Genomic DNA, 15,329 nt, shown 5'->3' with positions numbered 1-15,329 from the left:
GAAGGCCCTCGTGAGCCGCGTCCGCATAGCCCTGATCCACGGCGTCGGCCTCGACGGGTCGATGTGGAGGCCCCTGCGTGAATTCCTCGAACCGGAATACGACGTCCAGATCCTCGAACTTCTGGGCCACGGACGGCGAGAACAGCCAGCCCCCGAAGGACTGACGCTTCAAGATCTTGCGGCGGACGTCGCAGAGCGGCTCGAACCGGGTACCCATGTTGTCGGCTTCTCGTTGGGCGCCCTGGTAGCGCAGCATCTGGCCCGGTTCCGGCCTGACCTCGTCGCCTCGCTGGTTTCGGTCGGATCCGTGTGCGCACGTACAGCGGAGGAACATGCGGCGGTGATGAAGCGCCTGGCCGCAGCGCAATCGGACTTCCCCGCGACGGTGGAGGCATCAATCCGCCGTTGGTACCCGGAAGGCTCTTCCGTCCCGGCGGAGATGGTCGAAGCGACGCGGGAAGTCCTGCTTCGCAACGACCCGAAATCGTTCCTTGCCTGCTACCGCGTGTTCGCAACCGCCGACGCAGAAATCGCGCCCGAACTCTCCCGGATCACCGTTCCCTCCTATGCCGTGACCGGCGAGCTGGACCCCGGGTCGACGCCGGAGATGAGCGCCCGGCTGGCCGCGGCCATACCAGGCAGCACCTACTCCGTCATCAGCGGGGCCCGGCACATGATGCCGGTAGAGCGTCCCCAAGAGCTCGCCACCGCTCTCATCGCATTCATCAAGGAGCCTTCACATGTCCACTGATCGCAGCTACGAACACTTCATCAACGGGGAGTGGGTGCCGCCGTCCTCCGGGGATTACTTCGAAAGCACCAACCCGGCGACCCTGGACGTGCTGTATCGGGCCGCACGCGGCAACGAAGCCGATGTCGCCCGGGCAGTGTCCGCCGCGGCGGCAGCCTTCGAAAACCCTGCATGGCGGGACCTCAGCCAGACAAAACGGGGACACTTGCTCCGCCGCCTGGGCGACCTCGTGGGCGAGCACGCCGAGGACCTCGCCCGGATGGAGTCCGAAGACAACGGCAAGCTCCTGCGGGAAATGCGCGCCCAGCTCGCCGCCATGCCCGAGTATTACTACTACTACGCCGGGCTGGCCGACAAGATACAGGGCGACACCATCCCGGGCTCCAGCAAAGCAATGCTGAACTACACCCTCCGGGAACCTCTCGGGGTGGTGGGTGCCATCACCCCGTGGAACTCTCCCCTGACCCTGACCACGAGCAAGCTCGCCCCTGCCCTCGCGACCGGTAACACCATCGTAATCAAACCCTCCGAGTACACCTCGGCAACCGTACTGCGCCTGGCCGCGCTGGCCGACGAAGCCGGCTTCCCGCCCGGTGTCATCAATGTCATCACGGGCTTCGGAGCAGAAGCCGGAGCGGCCCTGGTCGATGACCGCCGCCTGGCCAAAATCTCCTTCACCGGCAGCACCGCCACGGGCGCCCGCATTGCTGCCTCCACCGCGTCCCGCTTTATCGGCTCGACACTGGAACTCGGCGGCAAATCACCGAACATTGTCTTCGCCGATGCCGACGTCGCCAATGCCTCCATGGGAGTCGTGGCCGGCATCTTCGCCGCGGCCGGCCAGACCTGCATCGCCGGCAGCCGCGTGTTCGCCCACAAGGCTGTCTACGACGAACTGCTGGAGCGTGTAGCCAACCGTGCCCGCAGCATCGTGATCGGAGATCCGCTCCTTGACGCCACCGAGCTCGGGCCGCTGGCCTTCCAGGACCAGCGGGACAAGGTCGCCAACTACGTCGACCTCGGCGTCTCCGAAGGTGCCACTGTTTTCACCGGCGGCGGCCGGCCCGACATCGGGCTCGGCGGCTACTTCTTCGAACCTACAGTCCTCACCGACGTCGACAACTCCATGCGCGTCGTCAGGGAGGAGATCTTCGGCCCCGTCGCAGCCATCATGCCGTTTGAAACAGAAGAAGAAGTGCTCCGCCTGGCAAACGACACCAGTTACGGGCTGGCCGCCGGAATCTGGACCACCAACCTTGCCAGGGCCCACCGGATGGCCAGCCGCCTGGAAGCAGGCACGATCTGGGTCAACACCTACCGCACGATGTCTCCCCAATCGCCCCGGGAAGGCTTCAAGACCAGCGGAGTCGGAGTCGAACACGGCATGGAGAGCATCCGTGAATACACCAGGCTCAAGAGCGTCTGGATCAACACGGACGAATCCCCCATTGCCGACCCTTTCATCATGAGGAGCTGACCATGCCCTTCGTCAGCGAGCATGCTGCGTTTGTTCGTCCTCCGCAGCTAGAGGAGTCGTAATGCCTCTTATCGAAGTCTCCATTGCCCGCGGCCGCACCCCGGAGCAGCTCCGAGCGCTCATCGGCGAGCTTCACCGTGCCGCCGAAAGCTCGGTGGGCGCGGCACCCGAAAACACCACGGTCATCATCCGCGAAATCGAGCATGAACACTGGTCCCGCGGAAATCAAACCATCACCGAACGCAACGCAGCCGCCCAGTAATAGGCACCCATCCAGCACGTATCGGCGAACGTCGCCGGCAGAACGAAGGAGTCTCTAATGCGCTTTTCCCTTTTCGCTCATATGGAGCGCTGGGACGAGACCGTCTCACACCAAGAATGCTTCGAGAACCTGACCGAGCTCGCGCTCATCGCTGAGGCCGGAGGCTTCAGCACCATCTGGATCGGTGAGCACCACTCGATGGAGTACACCATCTCCCCCAGCCCGTTGCCCCAGCTCGCATACCTGGCGGCGCGCACGTCACGCATCCGCCTGGGTGCCGGAACGATCATCGCACCCTTCTGGAACCCGCTCCGTGTCGCCGGCGAGACGGCGCTCCTTGACGTCATCAGCAACGGCCGGATGGAAGTGGGACTCGCCCGAGGTGCTTACCAGTTCGAGTTCGACCGACTCATGGGCGGGATGTCCGCAGTCGATGGCGGCAAGCATTTGCGCGAACTGGTACCTGCCGTTCGTGCACTGTGGGAAGGTGACTACGCCCACGACGGCGAGATCTGGCAGTTCCCGACCTCGACGAGCGTCCCGAAGCCCGTCCAAAAGCCGACGCCGCCCATGTGGATTGCCGCCCGTGACATCTCCTCACACGAGTTCGCGGTCGCCAACGGTTGCAACGTGATGGTCACTCCCCTCATGAAGGGCGACGAAGAGGTTGAAGACCTTGCGCACAAATTCGACACCGCGGTAGAACGCAACCCCGGAGTCCCCCGGCCGGATCTCATGGTGCTCCGCCACACCCATGTCCACCCCGCAGACGACCCCGAGGGATGGCGGCGTCCTGCCGAGGGCATTCAGAAGTTCTACCGGACGTTTGATGCCTGGTTCGGAAACAAGACCACTCCGAAGAACGGCTTCCTCGAACCGAGCCCGGCCGGGAAATTCGCCGATCGCCCGGAGTTCACCCCTGAATCCCTCCACAAGACTGCGATGATCGGGACGCCTGACGAGATCACCGAGCGCATCCGCCACTACGAGGCACTCGGCGTCGACGAGTTCAGCATCTGGTCCGACAACAGCCTCACCCACGAGGAGAAGAAGCGTTCCCTGGAACTCTTCATCGAACACGTCATGCCGGCCTTCCAAGAGCAGCGCGTACCCGCGGCACACTGAAGTCGGCCGTCAGCATCCCGGCAGGCCGGAAGCCCGCCGATCCCGGTCCCGGATGCGCGCACCGCCTACTATCCATGCGCGCAAAGGCGTAGCGTCTATTCAACGGAATAAGCGATCGACGGGTTTACCCAGGGCCGCATAGCGCCGCGCCGGTCGTGAGCCGTTGAAGGAGGCGGGGATGGCTGGATGGAATGCTGACACGGCAGCCGGGCCGGTGGGGTCCGGCACAGTTACCTTGGTGGAGGGTTCGTCCTTTTGTATTTCCTCGGCCAATGGAGACATCCATCCCGAGCATCCGCACGGTGTTTTCCATGACGACACCCGCATTTTGTCCCGATGGAACCTCGCAGTCAACGGCCAGCCCCTGGAGCCTCTGACGGCGGAGACGAAGGAACCCTACCGGGCTTTGTTCATTGGCCGTGTTCCCCGCTCCGACGGGTACGCGGACAGCCCCATGATCGTGGAGCGCCTGCGGGAAGTCAGTGCCGGGATCCTGGAGGAGATCACCCTCCGGAACTACTCCTCCGACGACGCCGAATGTGTGGTCACCCTCAGCGTCGAAGCCGACTTCGCGGATCTCTTCGAGGTAAAGGAGGCTCGCGTCCAGCGGCGCTGGGAAGAATCCCGCCACCCGGAGGGCGACTGCCTGACCATTAGGGCCGCCTGGCAGGACCTCCGGAAGGGTATCGTCGTCAAGGCAAGCGGCGCCGACGTCTCCCCGGAGGCCCTGAGCTACCGGCTGGTTGTCCCGCCGCACGGCCACTGGAGCACCTGGGTGAGCGTGGTGCCCGCCGTCGACGGCGCCGTACCGGTGGCATCGTTCGTTCGTCCGGCCGAAGGGGAGGTATCCCGTAGCGACCGCCGCCGCCAGGAATGGGTGGCGAAGATTCCCCAACTGCATATGGGCAACCGTTCGGTCGAACGGACCCTGCGGCGCAGCTACGACGACCTGGGCGCGCTTCGCATTGAGGATCCTGCCCATCCGGAGCGGATCGTGGTGGCCGCCGGCGCTCCGTGGTTCATGACGCTCTTCGGCCGGGACTCGCTCTGGGCTTCGGAAATGGCGCTTCCCGTGGACCCGTCCCTGGCACTGGGCACCTTGCAGACCCTGGCCGACCGCCAAGGCAGCGTGGTGGATCCCATGAGCGAGGAAGAGCCGGGTAAGATCCTGCACGAGGTCAGGCTCGGAGTCTCCAGCGGGCTCTCCCTGGGCGGCAAGTCCGTCTACTACGGCAGCGTCGACGCCACCCCGCAGTTCGTGATGACGCTCGGATCGGTGAGCCGCTGGGGTTTTGCCAAGGACACCATCGAGGCGCTGCTGCCCCACGCCGACCGCGCACTGGACTGGGTCCGCACGTACGGGGACAAGGACGGCGACGGGTTCGTCGAATATGAGCGCCTCAACGACCAGGGCCTCATCAATCAGGGCTGGAAGGACTCCTGGGACGGCATCAACTTCGCCGACGGCCGGCTGGCCGAACCCCCGATCGCGCTCTGCGAAGTCCAGGCTTTGGTCTACACCGCGCTGTTGTCCCGGGCATGGATGGCGTACGACGCCGGTGACTCACCCTTGGCCGCCCGGCTCACCGGCGAAGCAGCGCAATTGAAAAAACGGTTCAACGAACAGTTCTGGATGCCCGACCGCGGCTACTATGCCATCGCTCTGGACGGCAAGAAACGGCAGGTCGACGCGTGCGCGTCGAACATGGGGCAATGCCTGTGGCACGGCATTATCGATGAAGACAAGGCGCCGCTGGTCGCCGAACGCCTCATGTCCCCCGAGATGTTCAGCGGCTGGGGAGTGCGAACCCTCGCGAGCGACATGGGCGCCTACAATCCCGCCAGCTACCACAACGGATCGGTCTGGCCGCATGACAACGCGATCATAGCCGTCGGCCTGATGCGCTACGGCTTCGTGGAAGAAGCACAGCGGATCTCCACCGCCCTCTTCGAAGCGGCCGATTACACCAATGGCAGGCTCCCGGAACTGTTCTGCGGCTTCAGCCGCGACCAGGTCACCGAGCCCGTTCCGTATCCGACGGCATGTTCCCCGCAGGCCTGGGCAGCGACCACGCCGATCCGGCTGGTGACGAGCCTGATGCGCTACGACGCCCATATTTCACGCGGCGGATTCTGGATGGACCCGGCACTCCCGGAATCCTTCGGCGAGCTGCACATCACCAACGCGCCGATGGCTGGTAGCCGGATCACCGTCGACATCGCCCACTCCGTCCCGACCGTGCAGGGGCTTCCCGAAGGAATCGTCTTCCACCGTGCCCACCGGCCATGGCTGACAGAGCTGATGGAACAAGCCGGGTTGGGAGAGCCGGGCTAGCCCGCCGTCCGAGGGTCGCTATTTAGCTGCGTCCCTATTTAGCGGAGATGGCCAGGAACCTGATGGGCAGTTCCATCAGCTCCAGCGGACCATGCGGCCCTTCGCCGTCGAGAAGAAGCGAATCCCCGGCCTCCATCGTGTACTCGTAGGCGCCGTGGCCGTAGACCATCTTGCCGGAGAGCATGTAGATGAATTCCGTGCCGGGGTGCTGGAACAACGGAAAGACATCCGAGGCGTCAGTCAGCGTCACCAGAGTGGGCTCGAGGGCGTCCGTGCGGCCCTTGAGGGTCCCCAGGACGCGGTATTCGTGCCCGTGCTGGGTTCCGCTGCGCACGGTCAGGCTGCCTTCACCGTTCCTGGTGAAAGTGGCATCCCTGTCGGTGTCTGCGCCCCGGAACAACGCCGTGACAGGAATGTTCAGACCGTCCGCCAGACGCTGCAGCGATGTCAGGGAACAGGAGGTGCTGGCCGACTCGATCTTGGAAATCATCGCCTTGGAGAGGCCGGTTCTGGCGGCGAGCTCGGCGGCCGAGAGTCCCTGGGCCGAGCGGTAGCGGCGGAGTTGCCCGGCGATGACGCGTTCAAGTTTGCCGGGTGCGTCCGTGCCGTCGGTGCCTGCCGAACGCTCGGTTTCCGGCGCGAGGTTCGTGTGGCTGGTTGAGGGGCTGCTCATTCAGCCATCATAAGTCGGGTCCGCCCGTTCTAGTCCAAGTGCCCGTTCTAGCCCAGGTGCCTGGCTTCGCCCAGCAAGCCGGCCAGCGCATCGGCAAGTGCCAAGGCACCTGCCTCGGCGTCGTGGTCCTCCACCAGCTCCTCGGGAGAATGCGAGACCCCGGTGGGGTTCCTGACGAACAGCATCGCGGTGGGGATGTGGCCTGCGAGCACTCCGGCGTCGTGGCCTGCGCCCGTGTCCAGGACAGGTGCATCCGGGAGCATCTTCTGGAGCTGGTCCCGCAGGCCGGTGTCGAAGTGCACCGTGGGGCTGAGCGATTCAACGCCGAAGGTCACAGTGCAGTTTTCCTCTGCGGCGATGACCTGTGCGTTGAGGTGGATGGATTCGACGAGCGCTGCCGTGACTTCATCGCGTGGGTGCCGGACGTCGATCCACAGGTCGACCCGGGAGGCAATGACGTTGGTGCCTCCGGGAACGGGCTGCAGGCGGCCCACGGTCGCGCGGGCGTCCCGGTAATTCCTTGCCGTGTCGCGGATGCCGATCATGATCTTGGCTGCTGCGATCATCGGATCTCTCCGGTCCTTCATCAGGGTGGTTCCGGCGTGGTTGCCCTGGCCGTTCACGGAGAGCTTCCACCGGCCGTGGCCCAGGATGGAGGATCCGATGGCCACCGGTTGGTCCAGGTCGACCAGTCCCCTCCCCTGTTCGACGTGCAGTTCCACGAACATGCCCAGCTGTTGGAGGGTTTCGGGGTCTGCGCCAATAAACCGGGGGTCCTGTCCGTTGGCCGCCGCCACATCCGCGTAAGTGTTGCCATCGGCGTCCTTGAGCTTGCGTGCCTTGTCAGGGTCGAGGGCGCCGGTAAGCAGGCGGGAGCCCAGGCAGGCGACGCCGAACCGGGAGCCTTCCTCTTCCGGGAAGACCGCGATCGCCAGAGGGCGGCGCGGCCGGATACCGCGGGCCTTGAGAACATCGACAGCGACGAGGGCCGAGGCGACTCCCAGGGGTCCGTCATACTCGCCGCCGCCGGGTACGGAGTCCAGATGGCTGCCCGTGACGACGGCGTCCTTGCGGATTCGGGTCGCAGTGTCCCACCAAGCCCAGACGATCCCGTTGTTGTCATTGGTGATATCGAGTCCGCGCCTGCCGGCCTGCTCGATGAACCAGCTTCGCAGCTCGGTTTCGGCGTGGGAGAAGACCGGACGGGAATATCCGCCGCGGCGCGGGTCTGTCCCGACGCTGGAGATGTCCCGCAGGAGGCCGGTGACGGTGTCGCTTGCCGGTTTGGTCGCCAAAGGGGTCACGTACTGGGTCCGTTTCTGTATGAAGGTTGGTTGATGATCCGAGCGGTGGCTTGCCGGAAGCGCGCCGGGATATCGCCGGTCCCGGTGGCCATGTCGGCGGCCCATTGCCCGATCAGCGGCGCGAATTTCGCGCCGTGCCCCGAACAGGGGGACACGATAGTGAGGCCGCCGGTCCGGTCGATGACGAAGTCCTCATTGGGGGTATTGGTGAACAGGCAGGTCGTTTCTGCGTATGGCTCGGGGTCGAGGCCGGGTAGGTATCTTTGCACGTAGTCCGCGACACGCCGTCGGTTGTCCGGGTCCACCAGGCCGGTTTGGGCAGCGGCCGAGGGGATGAATTTTCCGCCGTTGTATTCGGCGACCTTCTGCCCGGCGAAGCCGGCATCGCGGCCTCCGGGCAGCCCGTAGGTCTGGATGTCGGGGCCCTTATGGATGAACGTGGGCCATGGACCGCCGTCGGAACGGTAGCGGAAATGGTAGGCCTGCTCCTGCCGGACGGTGAACTCCGGCAGGCCGGTAAGGAACCCCGGCGGAAGCGGCAACTGTCCCAGCAACGACGGCAACCAGCCGCCGGCGCTGATGACGACGTTGCCGGCGTCGAGCGTCTCCCAGCCGTCAGCAACCAGACGGTAGCCGGATCCCCGCTTGTCCACGCGCGCGACGTTCCAGCCGGTCAGCAGCCGGGCGCCGTGCTTCACTGCCTGTCCGATCATGGCGTTGACTGCACTCTCGGCGTCGATCACTCCGGCACCGGGGTGCCAGAGCACGGCGGTATCAAAGGCGATGTGCGGCCAGCGTGCTCTTGCCTCGGTTGCGCTGAGGAGTTCGTGCTCGACGCCTGTCGCGGCGAGGATGCCCGCGAGGTGTTCCGGTTGCCGCCCGGAACCGTAGTCCACCGCCCCGAAAGGCGTAATCAGTTCCAGCCCGCTTGCGCGGTCCAGTTCATCCCACAAGGCCTTGGACTCGATGACAGCCCGGGTATAGAACGCGTCCGGGTAGGCGTAGCGGAAGATCCGGGCGGATCCGTGGGAGCTGCCGTCGTGGCTGGCCGGGCGCGTGCGTTCGAGGATCGTGACGTCGTGGCCGCGGGCGGCCAGCTGCCACGCCGTGGCGGCGCCGGCCAGCCCGGCGCCGACCACGACATATTCAGCGGACTCCGGCACTACTTCGCTCCGGGGATCCAGTTGGTGCCGGCCAGGGGAACGCGGGCCATGGCGGAGGCTTCGATGGTGAGGGCCACGAGGTCCTCGGGTTCGAGGTTGTGCAGGTGGGATTTTCCGCAGGCCCGGGCGATCGTCTGGGCTTCCATCGTCAGGACGCGCAGGTAGTTGGCCACGCGCCGGCCGCCGGCAACGGGGTCCAGCCTCGAGGAAAGTTCGGGGTCCTGGGTAGTGATGCCGGCGGGGTCGCGTCCGTCCTGGAAATCGTCGTAGAACCCGGCCGCCGATCCCAGGGCCGCATATTCGGCAGCGTAGCGGGGGTCGTTGTCCCCCAGCGCAATCAGCGCGGCGGTACCGATGGCGACGGCGTCGGCACCGAGGGCCATGGCCTTGGCGACGTCGGCGCCGGTGCGGATGCCTCCGGAAACGATGAGTTGGACTTTGCGGTGCATGCCCAGTTCCTGCAGGGCCTGGACTGCTTGCGGGATGGCGGCCAGAGTGGGGATGCCGACGTTCTCGATGAAGACCTGTTGGGTGGCGGCGGTTCCACCCTGCATTCCGTCAACAACCACGACGTCGGCTCCGGCCTTCACTGCCAGGGCGGTGTCGTAGTAGGGCCGGGAGGCGCCGATCTTGACGTAGATGGGGGTCTTCCAGTCGGTAATTTCGCGCAGTTCCCCGATCTTGATTTCGAGGTCGTCCGGTCCGGTCCAGTCGGGGTGGCGGCTGGCGGAGCGCTGGTCGATGCCCACGGGCAAGGTGCGCATCCCGGCGACTCGCTCGGTGATCTTCTGGCCCAGGAGCATGCCGCCGCCGCCGGGTTTGGCGCCCTGGCCGAGCACGATTTCGATCGCGTCGGCTTTGCGCAGGTCGTCCGGGTTCATGCCGTAGCGGGAGGGCAGGTATTGGTACACGAGGTGCTTGGACTGGCCGCGCTCCTCGGCCGTCATGCCGCCGTCGCCCGTTGTGGTGGAGGTTCCCACCTCGCTGGCCCCGCGGCCCAGCGCTTCCTTGGCGTTCGCCGACAGCGCGCCGAAGCTCATCCCGGCGATGGTCACGGGGGTCTGCAGGTGCAGCGGTTTGCTCGCGTGGCGGTCGCCGAGGACGACGTCGGTGTCGCACTTTTCGCGGTAGCCCTCCAGCGGGTAGCGGGACATGGAGGCGCCGAGGAAGAGCAGGTCATCGAAGTGCGGGACCTTGCGTTTGGCGCCCCAGCCGCGGATGTCGTAGACGCCGGTGGCGGCTGCGCGCTGGATGTCGGCGATGGTCGCGCGGTCGAAGGTGGCGGATTCGCGCAGGCCAAGCTCTTCCGTGTGCCGGGCGGGGATGCTTTGGGCCGGAAGGACGGTGTCCTGCGGCGGTGAGGTGATGGTCATGGGGGTGTCCTTTAGTACGACGTCGAGTTGTGGACGCTGAAGTGGTAGAGGTTCCGTGCCGAGCCGTAGCGTTTGAAGTCCGCAGCGTTGTCGGTCCGGCCCGCCGTGGTGAGCAGCCCTGCGAGTTCCTCAAGGTGTTCGGCTTCCATCGGCTTTTCGATGCAGTCCGCACCCAGGGACGCCACGGTCCCCTTCACGTAGATACGGGCTTCGTAGATGGAGTCGCCCAGCGCATCACCGGCGTCCCCGCAGACCACGAGCCGGCCGGCCTGCGCCATGAACGCCGACATGTGGCCGATGTTCCCGCCGACCACGATGTCTACGCCCTTCATGGAGATCCCGCAACGGGCCCCGGCGTTGCCGTCGATCACCACGAGTCCGCCGTGTCCGGTGGCTGCGGCCGACTGGGACGCGTCACCTTTCACGTGCACTTTTCCGGACATGATGTTCTCCGCGAGTCCGACGCCGGCGTTGCCGTTGATGGTCACGGTGCCTGTTTGGTGCATTCCGGCGGCGTAGTAGCCCGCATGGCCTTCTACCGTGACAGAGATATCGGCGTCGATTCCGACGGCGAGGCTGTGCTTGCCGCCGGGGCGTTCGACGACGAAGGATTGCCCGTCCGTCGCCTCGTGCAGGGCTTGGTTGAGGCCCCGGACGGAGGATTCCGCGAGATCGATCGTTGTTGCGGGTGCTGCTGTTTCGGGGGCTGTCAGAGTGACCATGTGTAGACCTTTCCGGGTTCCGGTTCAAAGATGCGGGCTGTCTCGATGCCGGGCAGGGCTGCAAGCGCGCGGTATTCGGAGGCCATCGCGACATAGTCGTCGGTTTCGGCGATGATGGCGGGCTTGCAGGCGATCGGGTCCCGGACCACTGCCATGCTGCCGGCGGTGGTGACCACCAGGGTGTAAAAGCCGTCGAAGACCTTGCCGAGGTTGATGAGGGCCGTTTCCAGGTCATCGCCCTGCTTCAGGCGTGAGGCGATGTAGCGGGCCCCCACTTCGGTGTCGTTTTCCGAATCGAAGACGACCCCTTCGCGTTTGAGCTCCCGCCGGATGGTGGCGTGGTTGGAGAAGGATCCGTTGTGGACCAGGCACAGGTCATCCGCCACGGAGAACGGGTGGGACCCGCCTGCGGTGACGGCGGATTCGGTGGCCATGCGGGTGTGGGACAGGCCCTGGCTTCCGGCCATGGCCTCGAGTCCGTGTTCGGCGGCGATCTCCATGGGGTGGCCCACGCTTTTCATCACGGCGACGTGTTCGCCGCGGCCGATGATGGTGGAACCGGGGAGGGTTTCGCTGACTGCCTTCACCAGAAGGTCAGTCCCGACGGCGGCGCTCACCAGAGTGGTGTCCCCCACCACCCTGACGGACGGCGCGGCGGACCGCGCCAGCAGGTTTTCCAGTGCTCCCGTGATGTCGCCGATCGGCAGGCCCTGGTCCTTGCCCAGCAGGCTGAGCGTGGAGGTGCCCTTGGAGACGAGGCCGGGAGTGTCGTAGACGGCCAGGCCGGCGGAGTCCGGTCCGCGGTCCACGATCTGGCACATCATGGAGGACAGGAGGCTGCCCATCTGTGGGTGCAGCGAGGGGTTGCGCAGCTGCAGCGCGGCAATTCCGCACATCGTGTGTCCTTTTGCTAGTGAGGCTTTTGCTAGTGGGGTCTGTCAGATCGAGGTCAAATAGGTGCGGATTTCCCAGTCGCTGACCTGGTTGTGCCAGGCCAGGAACTCTTCTTCCTTGGCATCGGCGTAGTACCTGCCGATCGTCTCGTCGCCGCTCAGGCTGGAAAGCATCACCGGGTCGCGGCGCAGCGCCTCGACGGCGTGCAGGAGGGTCGCCGGGAGCAAGTGGGCGTCCGGTTGTGATTCGCCCGGTCCGGACGGTGCGCCGGGGTCGGTTCCCTTCGTGACGCCGTCGAGTCCTGCTTCGATGGCCGTGGCGATGGCCAGGTACGGGTTGGCGGAGCCGTCCCCGGAACGCAGTTCGATCCGCTTGTTGTCCGGAACACGGATCATGTGGGTGCGGTCATTGCCCCCGAACGAGGCCTTGCGCGGTGACCAGGTGGCGCCGGAGGAGCTGGTGGTTGCGCCGGACCGCTTGTAGGAGTTGACCGTCGGGGCGAGGAACGCCTGAAGGGCCGGCGCATGCTCCAGAATGCCGCCGATGAACGAATAGGCGAGGTCGGAGAGACCGAGTCCCCTGCCGCCGTCGTCCGCACCGTCGTCGTCCCCCGGGAACAGTGCCTCCGCGCCTGACCATAGGGACAGGTGGAAGTGCAGGCCGGTGCCGGTGCGGTCGGTGAACGGCTTGGGCATGAACGTCGCGGTCATGCCGCGCTGTTCGGCGAGGATGTTCACGATGTAGCGCAGGGTGACCACGCGGTCCGCCGTGGTGAGTGCGTCGGCATAATTGAAGTTCTGCTCAAACTGTCCGGCGGCGTCCTCGTGGTCGTTGGCGTAGTTGCCCCAACCCAGGCCGTTCATCGCCTCCGAGATGGAGGTCAGGTGCTCGTACATGCGGGTGACGCCGCGGGCGTCATAGCAAGGGCGGGGCGAGTCGTCACGGGCGTCCGCAGTGCTGAGGGAGCCATCGGGGTTCTTGGTGACGAGGAAATACTCGACTTCGGCCCCCACCTTGGCCTGCATGCCCTTCCCCGCCAGCCGTGCGAGCGTGTTTTTCAGGATCACCCGCGGAGCGAAGGGCCAAGGGGCGCCGTCCACGTGCGGGTCGCAGTGGATGATCGCCAGGCCCTCCTTGATGAACGGAACGGGTGTGAACGAGGTGAGATCGGGCACTGCGATGAGATCGGAGTCCTGCGGCTTCTGGCCGATCAGCCCGGCCGCGTACCCGGCAAATCCCATGGCGCCGGCCTCGAGCTCGTCCGCGGCTTCGACCGGGACCAGCTTGGCGCACGGTTTGCCGGTCATGTCCACGAACGTCGCCAGCAGGAACCGCACGTTGTGGGCCTTGGCGATGTCCGCGAGGGAAATCTCTCCGGCCTCGGCCGGCACCGATTGCTCGGTTGGTACTTCAGGGGTTGCGACACTGGTCATCGGAACTGTCCTGTTCAATTGGTGTTACCTAAGGGGAAACTCGGTTGAACCACAGTAGTCAGAATGATGTTACAGGCACACTCCTGAAGTGTTAAATCCACATGTCACGATCGGGCGGCGAATGCAACGGGAACTTTACGTGAGCGAAACCTGCGGTCGTTCACTGTCATGAATCATGGTTTCATCCCACGGTCACATTGAGCGACGCCTCCTGCGTCTACGGCCGTCAGCCTCCCCCTTCCTGATTGGAGCCCCATGAATACTGGAGATACCGCCTGGATCCTCGCCGCAGGCGCCCTGCTGTGCATCATGATCCCGGGCCTTGCCCTGTTCTACGGCGGAATGGTCGGTTCCCGCAGGATCCTGAACATGATGATGATGTGCTTTGGCGGAATGAGCATCGTCGCGGTGCTTTGGGCCGTCTTCGGCTACTCGATGGTCTTCGGCAACTCGGTCGGCGGTGCCGGCCTCATCGGCAACATCGCCGAGTACTTCGGGATGGAGCAATTGCTCGCCGAGGACCCGAACGCGCCCATACCTGCGGCACTGTTCGCCTCCTTCCAGCTGTTCTTTGCCGGAATCACGACGGCGATCATCGCCGGGGCGGCCGCCGGACGAATGAAATTCGGTGCGTGGATGACCTTCGCCGCGCTTTGGGCAACCTTGGTCTACTTTCCCGTCGCCCACTGGGTATTCGCGTTCACTTCTGCCGACGGCTCCGTGACCGGCGGATGGATCGTCAACAACCTCAAAGCCATCGACTTCGCCGGCGGAACAGCTGTCCACATGAACGCCGGAATCGCCGCCCTCGCCCTCGCCCTGGTCCTCGGACGCAGCGCAGGCTGGCCCAAGAGCGAACACACCAAACCCCACAGCCGACCGCTCGTCCTGGTAGGCGCAGGACTCCTGTGGGCTGGCTGGTTCGGCTTCAACGCAGGATCGGCCCTCACCGCCGGCCAGTCCGCATCCGTGGTGTTCCTGAACACCGCCGTCGCCGCTTGCGCCGGACTCCTGGCCTGGGCCCTCGTGGAACGTATCCGGCTGGGCAGCGCCAGCAGCATGGGCGCCGCATCCGGCCTGATCTCGGCCCTCGTCGCCATCACTCCCGCATGCGGAGCTGTCAGCCCCCTCGGCGCTCTCGCCATCGGGGTAATCGCCGGTGCCGTCTGCTCCCTGGCCATCGAACTCAAGTTCCGCCTGGGCTTCGACGATTCACTCGACGTCGTCGGTGTGCACCTGGTCGGCGGCATCCTCGGAACCCTGTTGATCGGGTTCTTCGCCACAGCCGCGGCCCCGAACAAGGTGAACGGGCTGTTCTACGGCGGAGGGTTCGGCCTGCTCGGCATCCAGACCGTGGCGACACTGGCCGTGCTCGGCTATTCCTTCATCGTCACCTGGGTCATCGCCAAGGTCCTCAACGTCACGATGGGCTTGCGCATCCACGAAGCGGATGAACTACGCGGCATCGACATCACCGCCCACTCCGAGGCCGCGTACCTCAGCGACGAAGAACCCGTCGAACTGGGCTCCCCGCACCGCGGTTAAACCAGCGCCGGCGGGCAACGCTCTTGCCCGCGACAGCCCACTCTTTCCTCCGTCTCCCGCACCAATCCAAGCCTGCCCCCAACATCCCTCGCTCCCGGCCCGTTTTTGTTTTACGATATTGACTAAACCCGAATAGTAAGCATGCTTACATTTTCTTGGCAGTAAGTCGTCAGTGAGAGCAGGAGAGAACGATGAGCTCCATCGATGCTTCTGAACCCCAACCGTTCCCGACCACGAGCGGGGGGCCTCGGCGGAAGATCCGTCGGGGAAGA

The 15,329-nt window shown here is 65.2% G+C and carries 12 protein-coding genes and 1 pseudogene; 6 read left to right on the top strand and 7 right to left on the bottom strand.

From position 1 onward, the window contains the following. Positions 1-10: 10 nt before the first annotated feature. The 5 genes and pseudogenes from AB0O52_RS07845 to AB0O52_RS07825 all read left to right on the top strand — a co-directional run bounded on the left by AB0O52_RS07845 (position 11) and on the right by AB0O52_RS07825 (position 5,950). Positions 11-751 carry an alpha/beta fold hydrolase gene (locus tag AB0O52_RS07845; RefSeq protein WP_364535731.1) on the top strand — a complete coding sequence of 247 codons (741 nt, stop codon included), beginning with the start codon at positions 11-13 and terminating at the stop codon, positions 749-751. Beyond that, complete coding sequence (locus tag AB0O52_RS07840; RefSeq protein ID WP_364535729.1) at positions 741-2,228, top strand: aldehyde dehydrogenase; 1,488 nt, start codon at positions 741-743, stop codon at positions 2,226-2,228. Before AB0O52_RS07845 ends, AB0O52_RS07840 begins: the two co-directional genes overlap by 11 nt. 58 nt (positions 2,229-2,286) lie before the next feature. Continuing rightward, positions 2,287-2,490: pseudogene (locus AB0O52_RS07835) on the top strand (tautomerase family protein); the annotation flags it as partial. Positions 2,491-2,547: 57 nt separating this feature from the next. After that, a complete protein-coding gene (locus tag AB0O52_RS07830) occupies positions 2,548-3,615 on the top strand; it encodes an LLM class flavin-dependent oxidoreductase (RefSeq protein ID WP_364535726.1) in 1,068 nt (355 codons plus the stop codon). 178 nt (positions 3,616-3,793) lie between these two features. After that, positions 3,794-5,950, top strand: coding sequence for a glycogen debranching N-terminal domain-containing protein (locus AB0O52_RS07825; RefSeq protein ID WP_364535723.1), 2,157 nt, complete (start codon positions 3,794-3,796; stop codon positions 5,948-5,950). A 34-nt stretch (positions 5,951-5,984) separates the two neighbouring features. Here the strand turns inward: AB0O52_RS07825 and AB0O52_RS07820 are convergent, their stop codons facing one another. From AB0O52_RS07820 to glnT, 7 genes are read right to left on the bottom strand one after another with little or no spacing between them, the layout of a single operon-like run. Further along, positions 5,985-6,623, bottom strand: coding sequence for an XRE family transcriptional regulator (locus AB0O52_RS07820; RefSeq protein ID WP_364535720.1), 639 nt, complete (start codon positions 6,621-6,623; stop codon positions 5,985-5,987). Positions 6,624-6,670: 47 nt separating this feature from the next. Next, on the bottom strand, positions 6,671-7,927 hold the full coding sequence (locus tag AB0O52_RS07815) for an allantoate amidohydrolase (protein ID WP_364535717.1): 1,257 nt from the start codon (positions 7,925-7,927) through the stop codon (positions 6,671-6,673). Next, complete coding sequence (locus tag AB0O52_RS07810) at positions 7,924-9,090, bottom strand: FAD-dependent oxidoreductase (RefSeq protein WP_364535715.1); 1,167 nt, start codon at positions 9,088-9,090, stop codon at positions 7,924-7,926. The genes AB0O52_RS07815 and AB0O52_RS07810 overlap by 4 nt, the downstream gene beginning before the upstream one ends. Further along, positions 9,090-10,463, bottom strand: a complete 1,374-nt coding sequence (locus AB0O52_RS07805; protein ID WP_364535712.1) for an FMN-binding glutamate synthase family protein — start codon at positions 10,461-10,463, stop codon at positions 9,090-9,092. The genes AB0O52_RS07810 and AB0O52_RS07805 overlap by 1 nt, the downstream gene beginning before the upstream one ends. An 11-nt stretch (positions 10,464-10,474) precedes the next feature. Next, positions 10,475-11,185, bottom strand: a complete 711-nt coding sequence (locus AB0O52_RS07800; protein WP_364535709.1) for a protein glxC — start codon at positions 11,183-11,185, stop codon at positions 10,475-10,477. Beyond that, a complete protein-coding gene (locus AB0O52_RS07795; protein WP_364535706.1) occupies positions 11,173-12,081 on the bottom strand; it encodes a glutamine amidotransferase in 909 nt (302 codons plus the stop codon). The genes AB0O52_RS07800 and AB0O52_RS07795 overlap by 13 nt, the downstream gene beginning before the upstream one ends. Before the next feature lie 42 nt (positions 12,082-12,123). Beyond that, on the bottom strand, positions 12,124-13,512 hold the full coding sequence (glnT, locus tag AB0O52_RS07790) for a type III glutamate--ammonia ligase (protein ID WP_364535703.1): 1,389 nt from the start codon (positions 13,510-13,512) through the stop codon (positions 12,124-12,126). Between the two features lie 255 nt (positions 13,513-13,767). On the opposite strand from glnT, the gene AB0O52_RS07785 reads away from it, so the two are divergent. Beyond that, on the top strand, positions 13,768-15,057 hold the full coding sequence (locus AB0O52_RS07785) for an ammonium transporter (protein WP_364535700.1): 1,290 nt from the start codon (positions 13,768-13,770) through the stop codon (positions 15,055-15,057). Positions 15,058-15,329: the final 272 nt, after the last annotated feature.

Source organism: Arthrobacter sp. NPDC080073 (genome assembly GCF_040686575.1).
Taxonomy (GTDB): domain Bacteria; phylum Actinomycetota; class Actinomycetes; order Actinomycetales; family Micrococcaceae; genus Arthrobacter.
The sequence above is the reverse complement of the archived record's forward strand: the minus strand, read 5'-3'. Positions and strand labels throughout refer to the sequence as shown.

Bases quoted from the DNA above. Each gene is read 5' to 3' on its own strand.
- AB0O52_RS07840 (WP_364535729.1), top strand. From the start codon at position 741: ATGTCCACTGATCGCAGCTACGAACACTTCATCAACGGGGAGTGGGTG.
- AB0O52_RS07830 (WP_364535726.1), top strand. From the start codon at position 2,548: ATGCGCTTTTCCCTTTTCGCTCATATGGAGCGCTGGGACGAGACCGTC.
- AB0O52_RS07825 (WP_364535723.1), top strand. From the start codon at position 3,794: ATGGCTGGATGGAATGCTGACACGGCAGCCGGGCCGGTGGGGTCCGGC.
- AB0O52_RS07820 (WP_364535720.1), bottom strand. From the start codon at position 6,623: ATGAGCAGCCCCTCAACCAGCCACACGAACCTCGCGCCGGAAACCGAG.
- AB0O52_RS07805 (WP_364535712.1), bottom strand. From the start codon at position 10,463: ATGACCATCACCTCACCGCCGCAGGACACCGTCCTTCCGGCCCAAAGC.
- AB0O52_RS07800 (WP_364535709.1), bottom strand. From the start codon at position 11,185: ATGGTCACTCTGACAGCCCCCGAAACAGCAGCACCCGCAACAACGATC.
- AB0O52_RS07795 (WP_364535706.1), bottom strand. From the start codon at position 12,081: ATGTGCGGAATTGCCGCGCTGCAGCTGCGCAACCCCTCGCTGCACCCA.
- glnT (WP_364535703.1), bottom strand. From the start codon at position 13,512: ATGACCAGTGTCGCAACCCCTGAAGTACCAACCGAGCAATCGGTGCCG.
- AB0O52_RS07785 (WP_364535700.1), top strand. From the start codon at position 13,768: ATGAATACTGGAGATACCGCCTGGATCCTCGCCGCAGGCGCCCTGCTG.